This window comes from Desulfonatronum sp. SC1 (assembly GCF_003046795.1).
Taxonomy (GTDB): Bacteria; Desulfobacterota; Desulfovibrionia; order Desulfovibrionales; family Desulfonatronaceae; genus Desulfonatronum.
Genome location: NZ_PZKN01000031.1, coordinates 1 through 17,553 on the forward strand (window position 1 = coordinate 1; position 17,553 = coordinate 17,553).

The following is a 17,553-nucleotide window of genomic DNA, read 5'->3' on the forward strand; positions in this document are numbered from 1 at the left end:
GTGCGGGGACGGCGGATCAGACTGGGGGGAGTCCGACCGGACGCCGGTGCGCACGGCCTCATTGATTTTGGACAGAATCTCGTCCAAATTGCCGGGCTTCATCAGGTAGTCCAGCGCACCGAGGAGTTGGGCGGTTTGGGCGGACTCCAAAGAGGCGTGCCCGGTGAGAACGATGACCTGGGTGGCGGGGTGGCGCTGCTTGAGCATCTGGAGCGCGCGCAAGCCGTCCATGTCCGGCATGCCCAGGTCCAGAAGCACCACGTCCGCGGGGTCCTCGGCCATCATTTTCAGGGCCGTTCGGCCCCCTTGGGCCCCGCGGACGGTGAAATTGCGCTTGTGCAGCCGTTTGACCAGAGGATCTCGGAAATCGTCCTGGTCGTCCACCACCAGCACGCTGGTCCGCTTCACGCGGCTTGCGCCCCTGAAAGGGGTGCCAGGGCGCCGATCTTGTTCAGCAGTTCGTCCAGGTCACATGGCTTCATCAGATAATCCGCCGCTCCCAGGGCCAGACCTTCCCTGGCGGCCTGTTCCGAACCGTGTCCGGTCAGAATGATCACCGGCATGGCCGGGTCCAGGATCTTGAAGATCTTCAACACCTCGATGCCGTCCAAGTCCTCCATTTTCAGGTCCAGCACGGCGACGTCGAAGGATCGTCCGCGTAGGGCGCGAACGCCTTCCTTGCCGGAGAGGACGGAGGTCACGGCGACGTCGCGTCGGCGCAGACGCTTGGCCAGCACGTCGACAAAGCCCTGTTCGTCGTCCACCAGCAGGACGTGAAGGGCCGCCAGGGAGGAGGTCCGGGGCGCGGCGGGCATGGATTCAATAATCAGGCTCGTCGATGCATGACTTCCCTGGCTTCGGCCTCACGGATCCTTTCTTCCCGCTCGCGCTTGATCCGTTCGGCTTTTTTGACCTTTTCCACCAGGTCGTCGATTTCAGCCGGCTTCATCAGGTAGTCGAACGCGCCCAGCTTCATGCCGTCGATGGCCGACTCCACGGTGCCGTGACCGGTGAGCATGATCACCTCGACCAGGGGAAAGCGGCTCTTGATTTCCCTGAGCGTGGCGATCCCGTCCATGCCGGGCATTTTCACGTCCAGGACCGCGATGTCGATGTCGTGGTGCTTGTCCAGTTGATCCAGGGCCTCTTGTCCGCTGTAAGCGGTGAAGATTTCGAAATCCCGCTTGGACAACCGTTTGACCATGGTGTCCACGAATGGAACTTCATCGTCCACGAGAAGAATCTTGGCCAGTGACATGTGCAGCCTCCGGGGTTGGGTGTTCAAAGGGTGAGACGAGGGTCTCCATTTCGGATATCGGCGAGGGATTGACGCACGGTAAATTTTTCACAAATAGGTGCGGGGGTGATTACGAAGCGGCCGCGTTTTTCTGTCCGTGATCATGTCCTCGCGATTTCTGTAACTTTCTGCTTTTTTTGGTCCTTGGTCAAGGGGAGACGGATGGTGATGGTCGTGCCGACGTTGATCTGGCTGGCCACGGTGATATCGCCGCCCATGTTCTTGATGATGGTGTAGCAGATGGAAAGTCCCAGGCCGGTACCCTTGCCCACCGGTTTCGTGGTGAAGAAGGGATCGAAAATCCGGGAAAGGTTGGCTTTGGGAATACCCATGCCCGTGTCCGCCACGGCGATTTCGGCTGCGTCCCCGACCTTGCGGGTTGTGACGGTGATCGCCCCCCCCTTGCCTTCCAGGGCGTCCAGGGCGTTGTTGAACAGGTTCAGAAGAACCTGCTGTATTTCCGAGGCTGAAGCCGTGATGGACGGCAGGTCCTCAGCCAAGTTCAGTTCGATTCGGGCGTTGGCGTATCGGGCGTGATTTTCGGACAAGGCGCCGACGTCCCGGATCATGGCGGCGAGATGCACCTCCTGCATCCGCGGGTCCGACTTGCGGGCGAAGCTGAGCATCTTGTGGGTGATGTCCTTGCAGCGGGCGCCCTGGGTTCGGATCTGACCCAACGCCCGGCGCAACTCGTCGAAGTTCCGGGAGTCGGCCATTTCGGCGTCTTCCTGCAGCAGGTCCTCCATCCATCCGGCCTCTTCGACCATGATCGCCACGGGGTTGTTGATTTCGTGGGCGATGCCCGCGGCCAGTTCGCCGATGGAGGCCATTTTCCCGGCTTCGATGAACTGCTCGCTCATGGTTTCCATGGCCAAGGACTCTCGTATCGCCTCGCAAGCCAGGCAACGGCGTAGCAGACCTATCGCCGCGCCGATGCCGAACAGGCCGATGCCGAGGAGTCCGGCCAGAATGACGCGCAGGGTGTAGCTTTCAGGGGCCAGAATGGCGGGCGGTGAGGATGCTAGGCTGAGCCAGAACACCGTCATGGCGGCCAGGTAGGGCAGGGTCGCGAAGCCGATGGCCATGAGCACCGTTTTGGAGCGAAGTCGGGAAGCGTGTTCGGGCATGGGCCATTCCTTGGGATTCATCCTTGCAAGTCAGCTATGGTTGCCTTTATCCTTGGCTGATGATTTGTTCAAGTGGCTGGACGTCTTGTGATAATGGAGTCTTGAATTGTCTGAAATACATGGATTGTTTTCCCGGGCGGTTTCGTTTCAGGGATTGTTGGATGAAATCCCGCTGGGCGCGATGATTCTGGATCGGGAGCGACGGATCGTGGCCGTGAACCGGGCCATGGAAGCGTTGACCGGCTTTGATCGACGGGATGCCCGCGGAATCCGTTGCGCGCATGTTTTGCGTAACGTCGTGTGCATTGAGAACTGTCCGGTGGAGCGGGAGCGGTTTGACCAGGAGACGGCGCCCTGTTGTCTGGAAGGAAACATCATCAACCGGGATCGCAAGAAAATTCCGGTTCGAATCACCGTGACTCCGTTGACAGACGTGGGTGGCGGGTGCTGCGGGTACCTGGAAACCGTTGAGAACATGCGACATTCCGGTGAATGGTCCTGGAAAGCCGAGCATGCCGCCCGCTTCGGACACCTGATCGGCAACAGTCCCCAGATGGAGCGCATCTTTCATATCATGCCCATGGTCGGGCAGACGGATTCCTCCGTGCTGATCACCGGTGAAACCGGGACTGGTAAGGACATCATCGCCGAAGCCATACATCTGGCCTCGGACCGGGCCAAGGGCGCGTTCATCAAGATCAACTGCGGGGCACTGCCGGAAACGCTTCTGGAGTCCGAACTCTTCGGGCATCAAAAAGGAGCTTTTACCGGGGCCACGGAAAGCAAGCCCGGACGGTTCAAGCTGGCTCACAACGGAACCTTGTTTCTTACGGAAATCGGGGACCTGCCCCTGGGGCTGCAGACCAAGCTCCTGACCTTTCTGGACGACAAAACCGTTTTTCCCTTGGGCAGTGGTCAGGGAACCAAGGTCAACGTTCGAATCATCGCCGCGACCCTGCGGGATCTGGAAGCCATGGTCCGGTCCGGACAATTCCGCAGCGACCTCCTTTTTCGACTGAACGTGATCCGGATCCATCTGCCGCCGCTGCGCGAACGCGAGGGCGACGTGCGGCGGCTTCTGGACCAATTCCTGCGCACTTTGGCCATGCAGGCCAACAAGACCATCTCTGGCTTCTCCCCGGAAGCCCTGGACGTCCTGCTGGACTACGACTATCCCGGTAATGTACGGGAATTGAAGAATATCGTGGAATATGCCGCGACCTTCTGTTTCACGGAGATGGTCCAGCTCTCCCATCTGCCGGACTACCTGCTTCGGGAAGGACGTCCCGAGGCCGAATCCTCCTCCAGCCTGGTCGCCGCTAGCAAGAACCGAAGGGGTTTCCCCGACGAGGCTCGACCCGGCCCGAACGATCATTTATGGGGTGAAACGGCGCAAGGGCGAGGAAACCCCTCCGACCCGACCGATCCACCAAGCGTTCCCCTGGGCGTCCCAATGAGCGCGACCTGGAAGGACATGGAAAAGCAGATGATCCTGGAAGCGTTGCGGCTGGCCAAAGGCAAGCGCGGTCAAGCCGCGGACGCCCTGGGCTGGGGGCGGAGCACCTTGTGGCGGAAAATGAAGCTGTTGGGGTTGGATACCTGAAGCGCCGTAGCGGCCATTCTCAAGGAGAACAAGGGCATGGAAGACGTCAGAATGCTGCTGGTGGACGACGAGGCGGATTTTTTATCCACCATCATCAAGCGTTTGAAACACCGCGGTTACGACGTACACGGAGCCGCCGGCGGAGACGAGGCCCTGGAACTGCTCCAACGCCTCGAAATGGACGTGGTGGTCATGGACGTGAAGATGCCCGGCCGGGACGGCCTGAACCTGCTCCAGGAAATCAAGGATCGCTGGCCCCTGGTGGAGGTGATCATGCTCACCGGACACGCCTCCGTGGAATCCGGAATCCGAGGCATGGAACTCGGAGCCTTCGACTACCTGATGAAACCCGCCAAACTGGACGAACTGCTCCAAAAGGTCCGGCAGGCGGTGGAGCGGAAGCGGTTGCGGGAAGGGTAGGGTGCGTCGTAATGATGGCGAATCAAAGCTTGACGGCGAGTGCACTCTCGCATCCGACAAAAATCCGGGAAGCATTTTTCACATTTCCTCAAGTCAAGTCGGTGCCCGTGAAAAGCCGTGAAAACGTCAAGACATGAAAAAGAAAGGGCGCACCATCGTGCGCCCTTTTGTGTTTCGTTTTGAAACCAAAGATTCTCAGCTGTTCAAAATCTTCATGGCCTCGTCCAGGTACGCATCCATGACATAGGGGATGCCGGTGAGTTTTGCGCATTCCTCGGTCAGGGACATCAGTTCGTTGCGGGTGATGGACGGGAGGTTGAAGCAGCGGGCTCCGGCCATGAGTTGTTGCAGGCCGACCTTGATCCGGTCGCAGTAGCTGTAGATACCCACCGCGCCCAGGGGGATGTTGGGCATTTCGTCCGCACCCACCAGATCCTTGACCTTGGAATAGTCGGTGAAGATTTCCTCCGGGGTAGTCCCGTAGGCCGAAACGGTCTTGGGCAGATCCTTTTCGATCATCCATTTGGCAATGTTCTTGCCCACCATGCCCGGGATCATCAGGGCCCGGCCCATGCAGACCGCCTTGGTGTACGGCGCGCCCATGGCCAGGGCTTTGAAGATTCCGTCCTCGCTGGAAAAGGCTCCGGCAAAGGCCAGGTCGGGCACGCGCAGGCCACGTCCATCCAGATGCTTGGCGAATTTGTATGCCGCCGTGTGCAGGTACAGGCTTGGCACGCCCCATTCGGCCATCATCCGCCAGGGGCTCATGCCCGTGCCGCCGGGTGCGCCGTCGATGGTCAGCAGATCGATCTCCGCCTTGCTGCTCCAGCGCATGGCTAGAGCCAGTTCGCGCATGCCGTAGGCCCCGGTCTTCAGGGTGATCCGCTTGTAGCCCAGCTTGCGCAGCCGCTGGACCTCGGTCATGAAGGATTCCTCGGAAATGAAGCCCAACCGGCTGTGCCGTTCGAATTCCTTGATGCCGCCGGAGTTGAAGGCCGCCTGGTTGACCGGATCGGACGGATCCGGGGTGACGATGTAGCCCCGGCGTTGCAGTTCCAGGGCCCGTTCCAGGCTGTGGACCATGATTTCGCCGCCGATGGACTTGGCGCCCTGGCCCCATTTCAGTTCGATGGACTCCTGGCCGTGCTTGTCGATCAGGTATTCGGCCACGCCGAGTCGGCCGTCCTCCACGTTCATCTGGACCAGCATCTCGCCGAATCCGCGGTGATAACGGCGATAAACCGCAATGCGCCGGTCCATTTCCGGGGACTTGACGACCATGTTCCGGCTGTTCAACTCCAGGCCGGGGTCGATGCCGCAGACGTTCTCGCCGCAGACCAGGCTGATGCCGCTGATGGCCGCACCCATGGCGAAATGCTCCCAGTTGGCCCGGGCGATTTCCGTGGAACCCAGCGCTCCGGTGAAAATCGGTACCTCCATGGAGGTCTTGGAGTTCCAGCCGTATTCGGTGCGGGTGTCCACCTTGGGAAACAGGGCCGTATCGGGTCCGGGCTCCACGCCTTCGGGCATGCCCTTGGCGCCCATGGCGTAGCCCTGGATGTTCAGGTGGGAGTAGTCCAGGGGATAGTCCTTGTCCCCGCCGGCCGTGACCTTGCCGAACGGTCCGGGATAGATCACTTCGCGTCCGCGAAACGTGGACTTGAAGATTTCACAATTGCCCCGGCAACCGTCCACGCAGCGGGTACAGATCCCGCTCATGGCCACGACGCTCTTGGAGCGGTTGAAGCTCTGGGTGGCTTCGTTGGCATTGGGTTTGTTAAGATTCATGTTTTCCTCCAAAAAGAGACATTAGTGCGGACAAACCCGGATTTCCTACATTAATGTAGGGAGGAAAGGCAAGAGGGAGACGAAATCTCCTTCGGCTTGCCTTTTCAAGAAATATGGGCTTGATGACCTTTGCCGTGTACAACAACCATTCTGATCAACGAGAGGAAATCGTGCGGAACAAACCAAATATCATCGTGACGTCAGTGGATGCCAAGCGACTGGAAACGTTGCTGGACTCGCTTTCACCGAACTCGTTTCCCGGCATGAGCGAACTGGAGGCCGAACTGGAGCGGGCCAAGGTCGTCGCCCCGGAGGAGCTCCCCGGGACCGTGGTGACCATGAACTCCACCGTGAAGTTTCGGGTGGAACCCTCCGGGGAGGAGTTCGTCATGACCTTGGTCTATCCGGGTAGCGAGGATTCCCAGGGGCAAAAGATATCCATTCTAGCCCCGGTGGGTAGTGCACTGTTGGGGCTGACCCAGGGAGATGAAATCGAATGGCCGCGACCCGGCGGAGGAACGATGCGGGTTGCGATCATGGACGTGATTTATCAGCCCGAGCGTTCGGGAGACTTTTGTTCATAGCCGGAGGAAAGGGGTCGGGCTTACGCTACAGGGGCTTCGGGGATGCGTTTCAGTTCCGCGAGAAGCGCGCGCAAGGCGTCTTCCGTTTTCCGGCTATTGTCGCTCTTGGCCGCTTTTTCCACGGCCAAGGCTGCTTTTCGGGCCGGGTCGGCGCAGAGCGTGCCCAGGGCTCCCTTGATTTTGTGGGCCAGTCGGGCCGTCTCCTGGAGATCCGAGACTTGAAGAAGATTCTGGATTTGATCCAGGTATTCCGGCAATTCCTCCTTGGAAAAACGCAGGACAATTGTTCGCCATAACTTGTCGTTGCCCAGAAATCGGGTTTTGACGTCCTGAAGGTTGAAGACCGGCGGCGAGACGGGCGGGCGGGCGGTGGAGACGCGGACTGGCAGTAAACGCAGGATTTCGGTTTGCAACGTATCCCCCTGGATCGGCTTGGGCACGAATCCATCCATGCCGCTGTTCAGGAACGTCTCCTGTTCTTCGGGCATGGCATAGGCCGTGAGTGCGATGATCGGCGTACACGGTAGCCCCTGCTCCCGCTCCAAGGCCCGGATTTTCGCGGTGGCTTCCAGACCGTCCATTATCGGCATCTGGATGTCCATCAGGATGATATCGTAGGTCTGGCGTTGGAAGGCCTGGACGGCCTCCAGGCCGCTGGAAACCATGTCATGGAGGTATCCCTGCTGGTTCAGAAGAAAGGCCAGGTATTGCCGGTTCAGGTCCACGTCCTCGGCGACCAGGACGCGAACCGTTTTTTTTTCGACGGCATCCGCCGTCGTCAAGGGGCTGGGCAAGGGCGTTCCTTGTTGGTTTGGTCGGGACTGGGGCGCATTCAGCGATGCCTTCGGCAGGCATGACGCGGGTAGATAGCCGTCCGGCGCGGTGGGCTGAGAGCCAGGCTGGCCCGTCGGGCCATGAAGAGTTCCACCATCCGGTTACACAAGGCCAGACCCAGGCCAGTTCCGCCATAGGTTTTGGCGTAGGAGCTGTCAGTCTGGGAAAAGGGCTGAAACAGATGTTTCATTGTCATGGCGGCAATGCCGATTCCGGTGTCTTGGACCTGGAAGCGCAGGGCCGGGCCGAGATCGGGATCGTCGATCCGTTCCTGAAGGATGGAGCGCTTTCGGCCATGGCGTCCAGGCATTCCTGGCCGTTCTTGGCCTCGATGATCTCGTAGCAGAGTCCCTTGACCGCCTTGGTCAGGGCAAATCGCTGGAACATGGAGTCGTCGGCGATAAGCACTTTTGGCATAAAAAATCTTAAATATTTAGGGTATTGTGGTGCAACGGTTTACGGGTGCGCGGGGCGTGGCAATGATGCCGCAAGTGCCCTTCTCTTGCAGGGATTACGGCCAAGGTCAAGGATGGCCGGAATGACGGGCCAATGGGACGAGAGGGGGGAAGAGGGGCCCGGCGTGGGAGGGCGCCGGGCCATATTTTGCGGGAGGTGTTAGAAGCGGTAGCTCAGGCTCGTTCCGATCAGGTGGGTGCGTCCATCCTTGAACGTGCTGTCCAGTACGCCGTCGGCCGGTCGTGCCTTGATGGTGCGCTCGCCGAACCAGAGATAGGAATAGGAGAAGTCCAGGCTGAGGTTGTCCCAGGCCAGGCCGAGGCCGGTGGTGATGATGTTCCGGTCGTTGGTGGGGGTCATGTAGTCGGCGTATTCGTCGTCATCCGGAATCTGATCATAGACGTAGCCGAGCCGGAGTTTGATCAGGTCGGTCAGGTCGTATTCCGCGCCGAACTGAAAGCGCCAGACATCGTTCCAATTTTTTTGAGACGAGGAAACCTTGTTGTCGCCCAGGGGCGATCCCGGAGTCAGGGCGTCGCCGTAGGTGATTTCCAGTTTGTCGTAGGTGCTCCAGAGGGTGTAGATGGCGTTGGCTTCCAAACTCAGCTTTTCAAACGGCCGGAACATGATGCCGAGTCCGAAGGAGTCGGGCAGGGTGATGTCGCCCTCCGCGGAGGTGTTGTTGAAGTAGCCCAGGGCCATGGCCGTGGGGTTGCGTTTGAACGTGGCGTCGCCCTTGATGGTCTGCTTGACCCGGCTTTTGTAGGTTAGGCCCAGGGCCCACGTGTCGCTGGGTTTGTAATGTAGAGCGATGTTTCCGCCGACGCCCCAGGAGTCACCCTCGAGTTCGGCGCGCATCCCCCCCAGGGCCTGGCCGACCATACGTTTCTGGTAAAAATCGAACCACATCACCTCCGCGCCCACGGCCACGGAGACGGAATCGGTCAGCTTATAGGCCAGGTTCGGATTGAAGGAGAGTGATTTGACACGTGTAAAAAGGTTATTGTACTCACCCGGCCAGCCTTCCGGGAACTCGGTTCCCAGGCCGAATCTGTTGTAAATGCCCAGGCCCAGCCAGATTTTGTCGCTCATCTGGCGGGTGACGTAGGCATGGGGCGGGATCCAGGTATTGCTCTTGATGCTGGTGGTATTACCGGGAGTTTCAATATCTCCTTCGGGCATCACCAGGGAAAAGCCGACCATGGTCTGGGTTCCCTCAAGTTGGGTGATTCCCGCGGGGTTGTAGGCCACGGCCGAAGGATCGTCCGCCCGCCCGATCATGGTTCCCCCCATGGATGTACCCCGGGCCCCGAATTCGTACAGGGCAAAACCCGCCCCGTAGGCCGGGCCGACGCCGACCAGCCCCATAACAAGGACAAGGCCGAGGGCTATAAATTTGGATATCCCAAGGGAGCCTCCCCGGTACCCTCCACGGGCGCGGCTTCGAGTGATGCCGAAGCGTTGCGAATCATCGGTGCGTGCCATACGTCCTCCTGTTGCGGTTGCCAATTCTGGAAACGGATCATCGCCGCGACCGCGCCCAGTGCTTTTATCGCCGAGCAGTGTTCCCGTGCCGCGGGACCATTTTTTCTCCGGAGGGAAAATAAGGTATTCGGCGGGGCTGAAGGCGAAGCAGGGCACGTTTGTGATCAATCATCGAGCTTTCAGAACGCGGTGATCCCGGCCTATACATCAACAGGCCTGCCTATGTTGTCGGGTCTGGAAAAAGTCAACCAATAATTGGAGTGACAACTAAATGACTTCATGGATGGAGAAGATGTTGCAAATGGACTTGGAGGACTCTCCCGGATTTCTGGTCAACAGGGCGGCGTTACGCATCAAAAAGGAATTTCATCACTTGCTGGAAGAGCAGGGCTATTCCGTGACCCCGGAGCAGTGCGTGGTCCTGTGGCGGCTTTGGAGCCACGAGGGCGGAGTGCAGCGCGAACTGGCCTCGACCACCTTCAAGGACATGACCAACATGACCCGTATTCTCGACGGTCTGGAACGCCGTCAGTTGGTGGTGCGCCAGCGCGACGAGCACGACCGCCGATGCAGCCGGATATTCCTGACCGCCGAAGGCCGGGCCCTGCGCGAGGGTATCCTGGGCGTCGCCGGGCAGCTGGCCGAACGTGCCTATCGCGGCCTGAGCGAGAAGCAAATCGGAGAGTTCAAGGAAGTCTTGTCCCTGATCTATTCCAACCTGAACGACGCTCCGTAGGGCCACCGTGCGCGGCGCCCCTGCTATAATGCGGATGAGCGACCTGAAATCCTGCCCGGGATCATCCCTTTTCTCCAAAAGACTCTCCATTGATGAGGCGGGATACTCGTGAGTTTTGGGGCCTCTCATGGCCTGCATTGCTTTCTTTTCCGAAAGCTCATAGCCTGATTCGGTTCCCGTTTTTGCGGTTCAGATGCGACCGGGCGTGATGATTTCGCTTGGCGAGTCCACATGCGCAGTCTTCCATAAGGTCGATTCACATTGTCAAGGAGAAACAAAATGAACAGGCTTAGAGCAACTATCGGATTATCCATGGCTGGTATTGTTTTGATCGCGGCAACGATTGCCGTGTCTTTTGAATCCCATGGCCAACCCCTGGACGGCAAGGAGCTGGTAGCTGAACGATGCACCAGCTGTCATACTATTGATCGGATTGAACGTCGTTTCGGTCAGGAGTTCGCATTCTGGGAGAGCACCGTGGACCGGATGCTTGGCAAGCGCAACATGCTGAACGACGCCGAGAAAAAGGCTGTTTTGGGTTACCTGGTTGATCCCTAGAGGGCCGGAGCATGCAACCGATCATGGTCTATATGACCGCGGAATCCATGGACCAGGCCAAGACCATCGCCAAAGAGCTGATTTCCAACCGTCTGGCGGCCTGCGTGAACATTCTGGACCACATGCAATCTCTTTACTGGTGGGAAGGGAACGTGGAGGAGAGTGGCGAAGTGGTGATTCTGGCCAAGACCAGAGCCGAGCTGTTGTCCGCTCTGACCGAGCGTGTCCAGGCCGTTCACTCCTATGACTGCCCATGCATCGTTTCCTGGCCCCTCACCGACGGCCACCAGCCTTTTCTCGACTGGATCGGACGGGAAACCGCTTCCGCGGTTGGATAGATGTTCTCTCTGTGAAATCCATGCGATTATCCCCTCTGGGGCAAACCACCTTATGAGGATCACCTCGCCAGGGCGTTGGTGTTATTTCCTGTTCATTTTCCAACACGTACCATGAGGCAACCATGCAGATTCTCGTTTCCGGGTCCATCGCCTATGACCGCATCATGCCCTTTCCCGGCCGCTTTGCCGATCACATCATGCCGGACAAGATTCATATTTTGAACGTCTGTTTTCTTGTCAACGGCGTGAACGAGAAATTCGGCGGAACGGCCGGAAATATCGCCTACACCCTGGGCCTGTTGGGAGAAAAGCCCCGGATTCTGGCCTCGGCGGGCGGCAAGGATTTCGCCGGCTACGCCCAGTGGCTGGAGGAACTGGAGATGGACCAAACGGGCATCCGGATCATTCCAGGCGAACTGACCGCCTCGGCCTACATTACCACGGATCAGTCCGACAACCAGATTACCGGGTTCAATCCCGCGGCCATGAATTATTCCTCGGAGTACGACTTTTCGACGGTGGTCTCTCAGGACGCCCTGGCCGTCGTCGCTCCGGGCAATCTTCAGGACATGGCCGAGTACAGCCGGATCTACCGCGAAAAAGGCGTGCGCTACATTTTCGATCCGGGCCAGAACATTCCGGCCTTTTCCGGCGACCGGATGCTGGAGATGCTCACCGGCGCGGAAATCCTCATTTCCAACGACTACGAGTTGGAGATGATCATGAAGAACACCGGAGTGGATCGGGCCGAGCTGCTCAGCCGGGTCAAGACCATCATCACCACCCTGGGCGAGCAGGGCTGTCTGGTGCTTCGCCCCGGAGAGGAAACCCGGCTGGCCGCGGCCAAGGTTTCCAAGGTGGTCGATCCCACCGGGGCTGGTGACTGCTTCCGGGCCGGGTTGATCAAGGGCCTGGTGGAGGGCCGAGACGTGACCGAGGCCGCCAAGGTCGCCCTGACCAGCGCGGCCTACGCCGTGGAACACCACGGTACCCAGGAGCATCGCTTCACCGTGGACGAGTTCTGGGCCAGGTACGCGGAAAACTTCTGATCACCGACTCGCTCGTAAACCGACATTCCACGGGAGGTTCTCATGCCCATGCGCAATCAGAAACGCCCGGCCCTGCAGATGCATCTGGATTATTTGCGCCGGTATCTGCGGGATCAGTTCGGCCCGGACGCCCATCTACTGGAAGCTCGGGAAATGGGTGCACAGGGAACCCAGGGCATGAAGGACTTCGGGTACGGCAAGCCGGTGTACATCCGTTTCGAACAGGGTGGAGAGACCAAGGAAGCAGTGCTTTCCACCATGCGCGGGGACAAGTACGGGCACCAGTTCTACTGGGATCGGGCCGCGATCCTTATGTTCCAGTACGAGGCCGGGCGGCTGATGGACAAGCATGTCCGTCCCTTGGGGCTGGGCTATGTGAACCGTGACGGCGCGATGATTCCGGTGCGGGCTCCCCAGGAATTCTTCATGGTCAACGAGATGGTCCAGGGCTACGACTATTACCGGGACCTGGAGCGGATTCGCCAAAGCGGTTTGGAACCCGAGGACGTGGCCAAGGCCGGGGCTTTTGCCCGGTGGCTGGCCGGGGTGCATGGTCAAAAGAAGGATGACCCCGACCTGTACTGGCGGCGGATCAGGAATCTGATCGGCGCATCGGAGTGCATTTTCGGGCTGGTGGATTCTTATCCGCATCCATATGAACATTTTCTGCCGGAGCGCTTTCAGACCCTGGAACGGCGACTGGTGGACTGGCGCTGGAAGCTGCGCGGTTATGCGCACCGCCTGGCCGCGGTCCACGGCGACTTCCATCCCTGGAACGTGCTGATCCAGCCCGACGGTGACTTTCGGGTCCTGGACCGCAGCCGGGGTGAATGGGGCGACGCGGCGGACGACGTTTCAACCATGAGCTGCAATTACCTGCTCTTCGGGCTGTACGATCAGCCCAGGCTCTCCGGCGATTTCGAGCGGCTGTACCGGACTTTTTTGGACACCTATCTGGAATTGACCAATGACCTGGAAATGCTGGAAGTGATCGCTCCGTTTCACGTCTTCCGCGCCTTGGTCATTGCCTCCCCGGAATGGTACCCCGGCCACCCTCTGGAAGTGCGCCTCGGGCTGTTCCGGTTCATGGAGAACGTCCTGGCCGACGAGCGGTTCGCGTATGACCGGATCAACGACTATATGGACTGAGTCGTGCCCGGTTCCTCACTTGCGCGCCGCGGCGGCTGGGCCGTGTGGTTCACGGGGTTGCCCGGCTGTGGAAAGAGCACCCTGGCCAAGGCGGTCTGCCGCGCTTTGGAAGAGCGGGGGGCGTTGGTCGTTCACCTGGAAATGGACGCTCGGCGGAAAAACTATTTTCCCAACCCGACATATTCCCTTGAAGAACGCAACCAGGCCTACGATCGTTTTATCCAGGATGCTTCCGACCTGGTGGATCAGGGCCATGGCGTACTCATGGATGCTACGGCCCATCGCTTGGCGGTGCGGGGCGCGGCTCGGAATCGGATTCGGCGATTCGCCGAAGTTTTTATCCGCTGTCCACTGGATGTTGCCATGGCCCGGGAACGGGAGCGGCCCGAAGGGCTGGTCATGGCCGGGCTGTACGAAAAAGCCCTGGATCGGCGACGCACCGGCCGCGAGCATCCCGGTTTGGGACAGGTGATCGGGGTGGATGTGCCCTTTGAAGAGAATCCCGGCGCGGAATGCGTGGTAGACGGCGCGGCCTTGACCATCGACCAGGCCAGGGACCACGTGCTGCGTTTTTTGGAGAACTGGTGGGAATGAGTGCCAAGCAATTTCATATCACGACCTTCGGCTGTCAGATGAACGTCCATGATTCCCAGTGGCTCGGGAAGTCTCTGGAAGCTCTGGGCTGGGCCCAGGGTACGGAAATGGACGCCGATGTCCTGATTTTGAATACGTGCAGCGTGCGGGAGAAGCCGGAGCAGAAGGTCTACAGTCATCTGGGGCGATTGCGGGATCTGTGGCTGCGCAATCCCGAACTGCTCGTGGCCGTGGGTGGTTGCGTGGCCCAGCAGGTGGGGGAGACCTTTTTCGCGCGGTTCCCGTACGTCCGTTTGATTTTCGGGCCGGACGGGCTGCCCATGGTTCCGGACGCCCTGGCCCGCTTGACTCGTGAACCTGATTTGCGGATGTCTTTTCTGGATTTTACGGAATCTTTCCCCGAGCGGGATGCCGCCCTTGCGGAACCGGGAGTTCAACGCCAGGCTTACGTCACCATCATGCAGGGGTGTGATAATTTTTGCGCCTACTGCATTGTCCCTCTGACCAGGGGGCGTCAGCGCTCCAGGTCCAGCGGTTCGATTCTTGGCGAATGCCGGGGCTTGGTGGACCGAGGCGTACGGGAAATCACCCTGCTGGGCCAGAACGTGAACAGCTATGGATTGGATTCCAAAAGTGCGGGAACAGTCAAGGAGCCTGGGTTTCCAACCGTGCTGGACGCCATTGCCTCACTGCCCGGGCTGCGACGACTGCGCTTCACCACCTCCCACCCCAAGGATCTTTCTCCGGAAACCATCACCGCCTTCGGCCGTCACCAGAACCTTTGCCCCCACCTGCATCTGCCTCTCCAGTCCGGTTCGGATGCGGTATTGCGGGCCATGGGCCGAAAATATACACTGGATAACTACCTTGACTTGGTCGATGGACTGCGCCGGACTCGCCCGGAGATCGCCTTGACCACGGACCTGATCGTCGGCTTTCCCGGTGAAACGGACCGGGATTTCCAACTCACCCTGGACGCCATGCGCCGCGTGGGCTTTGCGAGCAGTTTTTCCTTTGTTTACTCGGACCGTCCCGGGACCAGGGCCGCGAACATGGACGGCAAACTGGACCGGGACGTGAAGGCCGAACGGTTGCGGGTGCTGCAGGACGTGCAGTCCGAACTGTCCGAGCAGTGGCTGGGCCGGATGGTCGGTGCTCGGGTCGAGGTACTGGTGGAGGGCGAGAGCAGGAAGACGTCGGAAGACCTGCCCAGCTGTCGCGGGCGGGATGAATTCGGGCAGACCGTGAATTTTCCCGTGCCGCCGGAAGCCCCCCGGGATATGATCGGGGAAATCGTTCCGGTGCGGATCCGGGAGGCCAAAAAGCATTCGCTGTGGGGATGCATGGAGGTGGACGGATGATTGAAATGCACATTTACGGACTGGCCCTGGACGAGGAAAGTCAGGTTCCCGTGCTGATCCTCAAGGACAAGGCGGATAAACAGGTTCTGCCCATCTGGATCGGGGCCATGGAAGCCGTGGCCATCTCCATGGTTCTTAACGACGTGCGCCTGCCCCGACCCATGACCCACGACCTGTTGCTCCAGGTCATCGAGGCCCTGGGCGGCGAGGTGCGCAACGTGGACGTGGTCCGGCTGCACGACAATACGTATTTCGCGGAAATCGAAGTGCTTCAGGGAGAATCCTTGAAGCGGATCGATTGCCGGCCCTCGGACGCCATCGCCCTGGGCTTGCGGGCCCAGGTGCCGATCCGGGTCAGCGAGGAAGTCCTGGCCCATATCGTGGAGGTGCGCGAAAATCGCTACCAGGCGGTCCTGAAGACCGAAGACGCCCAGCAGTGGAATGAAATCCTGGAAAAATACACTATTGACGACACCAAGTACAAGATGTGATCCGCTTATGATTGATCTGCACACCCACACCCTGTTCAGCGACGGGGCTCTGCTGCCTGGTGAACTGGCCCGCCGGGCCAAGGCCGCCGGATACCAGGCCTTGGCCTTCACCGACCACGTTGATGCCAGCAATCTGTTTCTGGTTCTGGAAAACGTGGGCCGTGTGGCCGTCCAGGGCGCTACGTATTTTGGGCTGGACATCCTGCTGGGCGTGGAATTGACCCACGTTCCTCCAGGATTGATCTCCCGGTTGGCGGATTCGGCCCGGATGAACGGAGCCCAACTCGTGGTCGTTCACGGCGAAACCATTGTCGAGCCCGTGGAAATTGGCACGAATCTGGCGGCCATCGAGGCCGGAGTGGACATCCTGGCCCATCCCGGGCTGATCACCCCCGAGGAGGCCCAATTGGCCGCCGAGCGGGGCGTGCACCTCGAGATCACCACCCGCAAGGGCCACAGCCTGACCAACGGCCACGTGGCGGCCCTGGCCCGTCGCTTCGGCGCGAAACTGGTGATCAACAACGACGCCCACGCTCCCGGTGACCTGATCTCCCGCGACCAACGCCGTCGCGTCGCCCTGGGCGCCGGCTTGACCCAGGACGAATATCTGCAAGCCGAGGCCAATTCGTGGGCCTTGGTGGAGAGGGGAAGGCGGAAGGGAGAGGGGTGAGGCCTGAAGGATGAGGGCTGAAATCTGAGACCTGAAGGCATAGGGGCAGCTTGCTTTATCTTCCTGAAAGGGAGAAGTCGTATTGTCGATGGTTTTAACCACCGGATTGGAGTATACGTTTTTTATTATCCTGAAAGGACGACGCCTGTGTACGCGTAATCGCCAACCGTGAACCCCTGAACCGTGAGCCGCGGAACCTCTAAAAACAAACATGTTTAATCTCATCGACCAGGCTGCCGAACTCTGGCGCTCCGCACGTAGGGTGGTGGCGTTGACCGGGGCCGGGATTTCCGTGCCCAGCGGGATTCCGGATTTTCGTAGCCCCGGCGGGTTGTGGTCCCGCTTCGACGCTAACGTGGTGGCCAGCACCTGGGGCCTGGAACGCAACCCCAAGGCGGTCTGGGAGTTTCTCCTGGATGCCTTGACCATGTTCGGCAACGCCGCGCCCAACCCGGCCCACCTGGCCTTGACCCGGCTGGAGCAGGCCGGACGGCTGGACATGGTGATCACCCAGAACATCGACGGGTTGCACCAGCAGGCAGGGACGCGCAACGTGATCGAATTCCACGGCAACTGCCGCGGTTTTTACTGCAACGCCTGTCGGCGCGATTATTCCGCCGAGACAGCTCAGGGGTTGACCTCCGCGGACCTGCCCTGGATGTGCGAGGGCTGCGGCGGGGTGATTCGCCCGTCGTTGGTCTTTTTCGGCGAGGCCATTCCCCAGGTGGCCCTGACCGAAAGCCAGCGCTGGAGTAACCGGGCCGATCTGGCGGTGATCATCGGTACCTCCGGCGACGTGGCTCCGGCCAATATTATCCCTTATCAGGTCAAGGCCGGAGGCGGTCGGGTGTTGGAGATCAACCTGGGCCCGACCAGCTACGGTGATCTGGCCGACGTCCGCCTGGACCTGCCGGCCGAGAAGTGCCTGCCTGAGCTGGCTGAACGGTTGGGGTGAAGGCGGAGAAGACAGGAGTCTGAAGTTAGAAGTTGGTAGTCAGAAGTAGGGTGTTTGA

The 17,553-nt window shown here is 59.8% G+C and carries 22 protein-coding genes; 13 read left to right on the forward strand and 9 right to left on the reverse strand.

What is annotated here, in order from left to right; translation table 11 throughout:
* The 4 genes from C6366_RS14890 to C6366_RS14905 form a co-directional block, all read right to left on the reverse strand.
* Positions 1 to 408 (reverse strand): response regulator (locus C6366_RS14890; protein ID WP_107739294.1); only part of this gene is annotated, 408 nt, incomplete at its 3' end.
* On the reverse strand, positions 405 to 815 hold the full coding sequence (locus C6366_RS14895) for a response regulator (RefSeq protein ID WP_107739296.1): 411 nt from the start codon (positions 813 to 815) through the stop codon (positions 405 to 407). The genes C6366_RS14890 and C6366_RS14895, both read right to left, overlap by 4 nt.
* 11 nt (positions 816 to 826) lie before the next feature.
* Complete coding sequence (locus C6366_RS14900) at positions 827 to 1,258, reverse strand: response regulator (RefSeq protein ID WP_107739299.1); 432 nt, start codon at positions 1,256 to 1,258, stop codon at positions 827 to 829.
* Positions 1,259 to 1,398: 140 nt separating this feature from the next.
* Entirely contained in the window at positions 1,399 to 2,424 is a 1,026-nt protein-coding gene (locus C6366_RS14905) for a sensor histidine kinase (RefSeq protein WP_233248521.1), read from the reverse strand.
* Between the two features lie 106 nt (positions 2,425 to 2,530).
* On the opposite strand from C6366_RS14905, the gene C6366_RS14910 reads away from it, so the two are divergent.
* Positions 2,531 to 4,027 carry a sigma-54-dependent Fis family transcriptional regulator gene (locus C6366_RS14910; protein WP_233248522.1) on the forward strand — a complete coding sequence of 499 codons (1,497 nt, stop codon included), beginning with the start codon at positions 2,531 to 2,533 and terminating at the stop codon, positions 4,025 to 4,027.
* Between the two features lie 36 nt (positions 4,028 to 4,063).
* Complete coding sequence (locus C6366_RS14915) at positions 4,064 to 4,447, forward strand: response regulator (protein WP_107739303.1); 384 nt, start codon at positions 4,064 to 4,066, stop codon at positions 4,445 to 4,447.
* 195 nt (positions 4,448 to 4,642) lie between these two features.
* Here the strand turns inward: C6366_RS14915 and C6366_RS14920 are convergent, their stop codons facing one another.
* Entirely contained in the window at positions 4,643 to 6,235 is a 1,593-nt protein-coding gene (locus C6366_RS14920) for an FMN-binding glutamate synthase family protein (RefSeq protein WP_107739391.1), read from the reverse strand.
* Positions 6,236 to 6,405: 170 nt separating this feature from the next.
* Here C6366_RS14920 and rnk point away from each other — a divergent pair, with 170 nt between their 5' ends.
* Positions 6,406 to 6,819 carry a nucleoside diphosphate kinase regulator gene (rnk, locus tag C6366_RS14925; protein WP_107739393.1) on the forward strand — a complete coding sequence of 138 codons (414 nt, stop codon included), beginning with the start codon at positions 6,406 to 6,408 and terminating at the stop codon, positions 6,817 to 6,819.
* A 20-nt stretch (positions 6,820 to 6,839) separates the two neighbouring features.
* On the opposite strand, the gene C6366_RS14930 is transcribed toward rnk, so the two are convergent.
* From C6366_RS14930 to C6366_RS14940, 4 genes are all read right to left on the reverse strand, one after another.
* Positions 6,840 to 7,613, reverse strand: coding sequence for a response regulator (locus C6366_RS14930; protein WP_107739305.1), 774 nt, complete (start codon positions 7,611 to 7,613; stop codon positions 6,840 to 6,842).
* Positions 7,614 to 7,651: 38 nt separating this feature from the next.
* Entirely contained in the window at positions 7,652 to 7,849 is a 198-nt protein-coding gene (locus C6366_RS20330) for an ATP-binding protein (RefSeq protein ID WP_233248523.1), read from the reverse strand.
* A complete protein-coding gene (locus C6366_RS20335; protein WP_233248524.1) occupies positions 7,846 to 8,070 on the reverse strand; it encodes a hypothetical protein in 225 nt (74 codons plus the stop codon). Before C6366_RS20335 ends, C6366_RS20330 begins: the two co-directional genes overlap by 4 nt.
* A gap of 198 nt (positions 8,071 to 8,268) precedes the next feature.
* Positions 8,269 to 9,594: an OmpP1/FadL family transporter gene (locus C6366_RS14940; protein WP_107739309.1), complete on the reverse strand. Its 1,326-nt coding sequence runs from the start codon at positions 9,592 to 9,594 to the stop codon at positions 8,269 to 8,271.
* 271 nt (positions 9,595 to 9,865) lie between these two features.
* Here C6366_RS14940 and C6366_RS14945 point away from each other — a divergent pair, with 271 nt between their 5' ends.
* The 10 genes from C6366_RS14945 (at position 9,866) to C6366_RS14990 (ending at position 17,495) form a co-directional block, all read left to right on the forward strand.
* A complete protein-coding gene (locus tag C6366_RS14945; protein WP_107739312.1) occupies positions 9,866 to 10,330 on the forward strand; it encodes a MarR family winged helix-turn-helix transcriptional regulator in 465 nt (154 codons plus the stop codon).
* A gap of 279 nt (positions 10,331 to 10,609) precedes the next feature.
* Positions 10,610 to 10,888, forward strand: coding sequence for a hypothetical protein (locus C6366_RS14950; protein WP_107739314.1), 279 nt, complete (start codon positions 10,610 to 10,612; stop codon positions 10,886 to 10,888).
* Between the two features lie 11 nt (positions 10,889 to 10,899).
* Positions 10,900 to 11,226, forward strand: a complete 327-nt coding sequence (gene cutA / locus C6366_RS14955) for a divalent-cation tolerance protein CutA (RefSeq protein WP_107739316.1) — start codon at positions 10,900 to 10,902, stop codon at positions 11,224 to 11,226.
* A 122-nt stretch (positions 11,227 to 11,348) separates the two neighbouring features.
* Positions 11,349 to 12,275 (forward strand): carbohydrate kinase family protein, encoded by a 927-nt coding sequence (locus C6366_RS14960; RefSeq protein WP_107739318.1) that lies wholly within the window; start codon positions 11,349 to 11,351, stop codon positions 12,273 to 12,275.
* Between the two features lie 42 nt (positions 12,276 to 12,317).
* A complete protein-coding gene (locus C6366_RS14965) occupies positions 12,318 to 13,424 on the forward strand; it encodes a phosphotransferase family protein (protein ID WP_107739320.1) in 1,107 nt (368 codons plus the stop codon).
* Between the two features lie 3 nt (positions 13,425 to 13,427).
* A complete protein-coding gene (locus C6366_RS14970; protein ID WP_107739322.1) occupies positions 13,428 to 14,018 on the forward strand; it encodes an adenylyl-sulfate kinase in 591 nt (196 codons plus the stop codon).
* Entirely contained in the window at positions 14,015 to 15,379 is a 1,365-nt protein-coding gene (gene miaB / locus C6366_RS14975) for a tRNA (N6-isopentenyl adenosine(37)-C2)-methylthiotransferase MiaB (protein WP_107739324.1), read from the forward strand. The genes C6366_RS14970 and miaB overlap by 4 nt, the downstream gene beginning before the upstream one ends.
* The gene (locus C6366_RS14980; protein WP_107739326.1) at positions 15,376 to 15,870 is read left to right on the forward strand and encodes a bifunctional nuclease family protein; all 495 of its coding nucleotides are present in this window, start codon (positions 15,376 to 15,378) and stop codon (positions 15,868 to 15,870) included. Before miaB ends, C6366_RS14980 begins: the two co-directional genes overlap by 4 nt.
* Positions 15,871 to 15,877: 7 nt before the next feature.
* Positions 15,878 to 16,540 (forward strand): histidinol phosphate phosphatase domain-containing protein, encoded by a 663-nt coding sequence (locus C6366_RS14985; RefSeq protein WP_107739328.1) that lies wholly within the window; start codon positions 15,878 to 15,880, stop codon positions 16,538 to 16,540.
* A 211-nt stretch (positions 16,541 to 16,751) separates the two neighbouring features.
* The gene (locus tag C6366_RS14990; protein ID WP_107739330.1) at positions 16,752 to 17,495 is read left to right on the forward strand and encodes an NAD-dependent deacylase; all 744 of its coding nucleotides are present in this window, start codon (positions 16,752 to 16,754) and stop codon (positions 17,493 to 17,495) included.
* Positions 17,496 to 17,553: the final 58 nt, after the last annotated feature.

Excerpts from the sequence above, each read along its gene's own strand:
- C6366_RS14895 (WP_107739296.1), bottom strand. The coding sequence starts at position 815 with ATGCCCGCCGCGCCCCGGACCTCCTCCCTGGCGGCCCTTCACGTCCTG.
- C6366_RS14900 (WP_107739299.1), bottom strand. The coding sequence starts at position 1,258 with ATGTCACTGGCCAAGATTCTTCTCGTGGACGATGAAGTTCCATTCGTG.
- C6366_RS14905 (WP_233248521.1), bottom strand. The coding sequence starts at position 2,424 with ATGCCCGAACACGCTTCCCGACTTCGCTCCAAAACGGTGCTCATGGCC.
- C6366_RS14915 (WP_107739303.1), top strand. The coding sequence starts at position 4,064 with ATGGAAGACGTCAGAATGCTGCTGGTGGACGACGAGGCGGATTTTTTA.
- C6366_RS14920 (WP_107739391.1), bottom strand. The coding sequence starts at position 6,235 with ATGAATCTTAACAAACCCAATGCCAACGAAGCCACCCAGAGCTTCAAC.
- C6366_RS20330 (WP_233248523.1), bottom strand. The coding sequence starts at position 7,849 with ATGACAATGAAACATCTGTTTCAGCCCTTTTCCCAGACTGACAGCTCC.
- C6366_RS20335 (WP_233248524.1), bottom strand. The coding sequence starts at position 8,070 with ATGCCAAAAGTGCTTATCGCCGACGACTCCATGTTCCAGCGATTTGCC.
- C6366_RS14940 (WP_107739309.1), bottom strand. The coding sequence starts at position 9,594 with ATGGCACGCACCGATGATTCGCAACGCTTCGGCATCACTCGAAGCCGC.
- C6366_RS14945 (WP_107739312.1), top strand. The coding sequence starts at position 9,866 with ATGACTTCATGGATGGAGAAGATGTTGCAAATGGACTTGGAGGACTCT.
- C6366_RS14950 (WP_107739314.1), top strand. The coding sequence starts at position 10,610 with ATGAACAGGCTTAGAGCAACTATCGGATTATCCATGGCTGGTATTGTT.
- cutA (WP_107739316.1), top strand. The coding sequence starts at position 10,900 with ATGCAACCGATCATGGTCTATATGACCGCGGAATCCATGGACCAGGCC.
- C6366_RS14960 (WP_107739318.1), top strand. The coding sequence starts at position 11,349 with ATGCAGATTCTCGTTTCCGGGTCCATCGCCTATGACCGCATCATGCCC.
- C6366_RS14965 (WP_107739320.1), top strand. The coding sequence starts at position 12,318 with ATGCCCATGCGCAATCAGAAACGCCCGGCCCTGCAGATGCATCTGGAT.
- miaB (WP_107739324.1), top strand. The coding sequence starts at position 14,015 with ATGAGTGCCAAGCAATTTCATATCACGACCTTCGGCTGTCAGATGAAC.
- C6366_RS14980 (WP_107739326.1), top strand. The coding sequence starts at position 15,376 with ATGATTGAAATGCACATTTACGGACTGGCCCTGGACGAGGAAAGTCAG.
- C6366_RS14985 (WP_107739328.1), top strand. The coding sequence starts at position 15,878 with ATGATTGATCTGCACACCCACACCCTGTTCAGCGACGGGGCTCTGCTG.
- C6366_RS14990 (WP_107739330.1), top strand. The coding sequence starts at position 16,752 with ATGTTTAATCTCATCGACCAGGCTGCCGAACTCTGGCGCTCCGCACGT.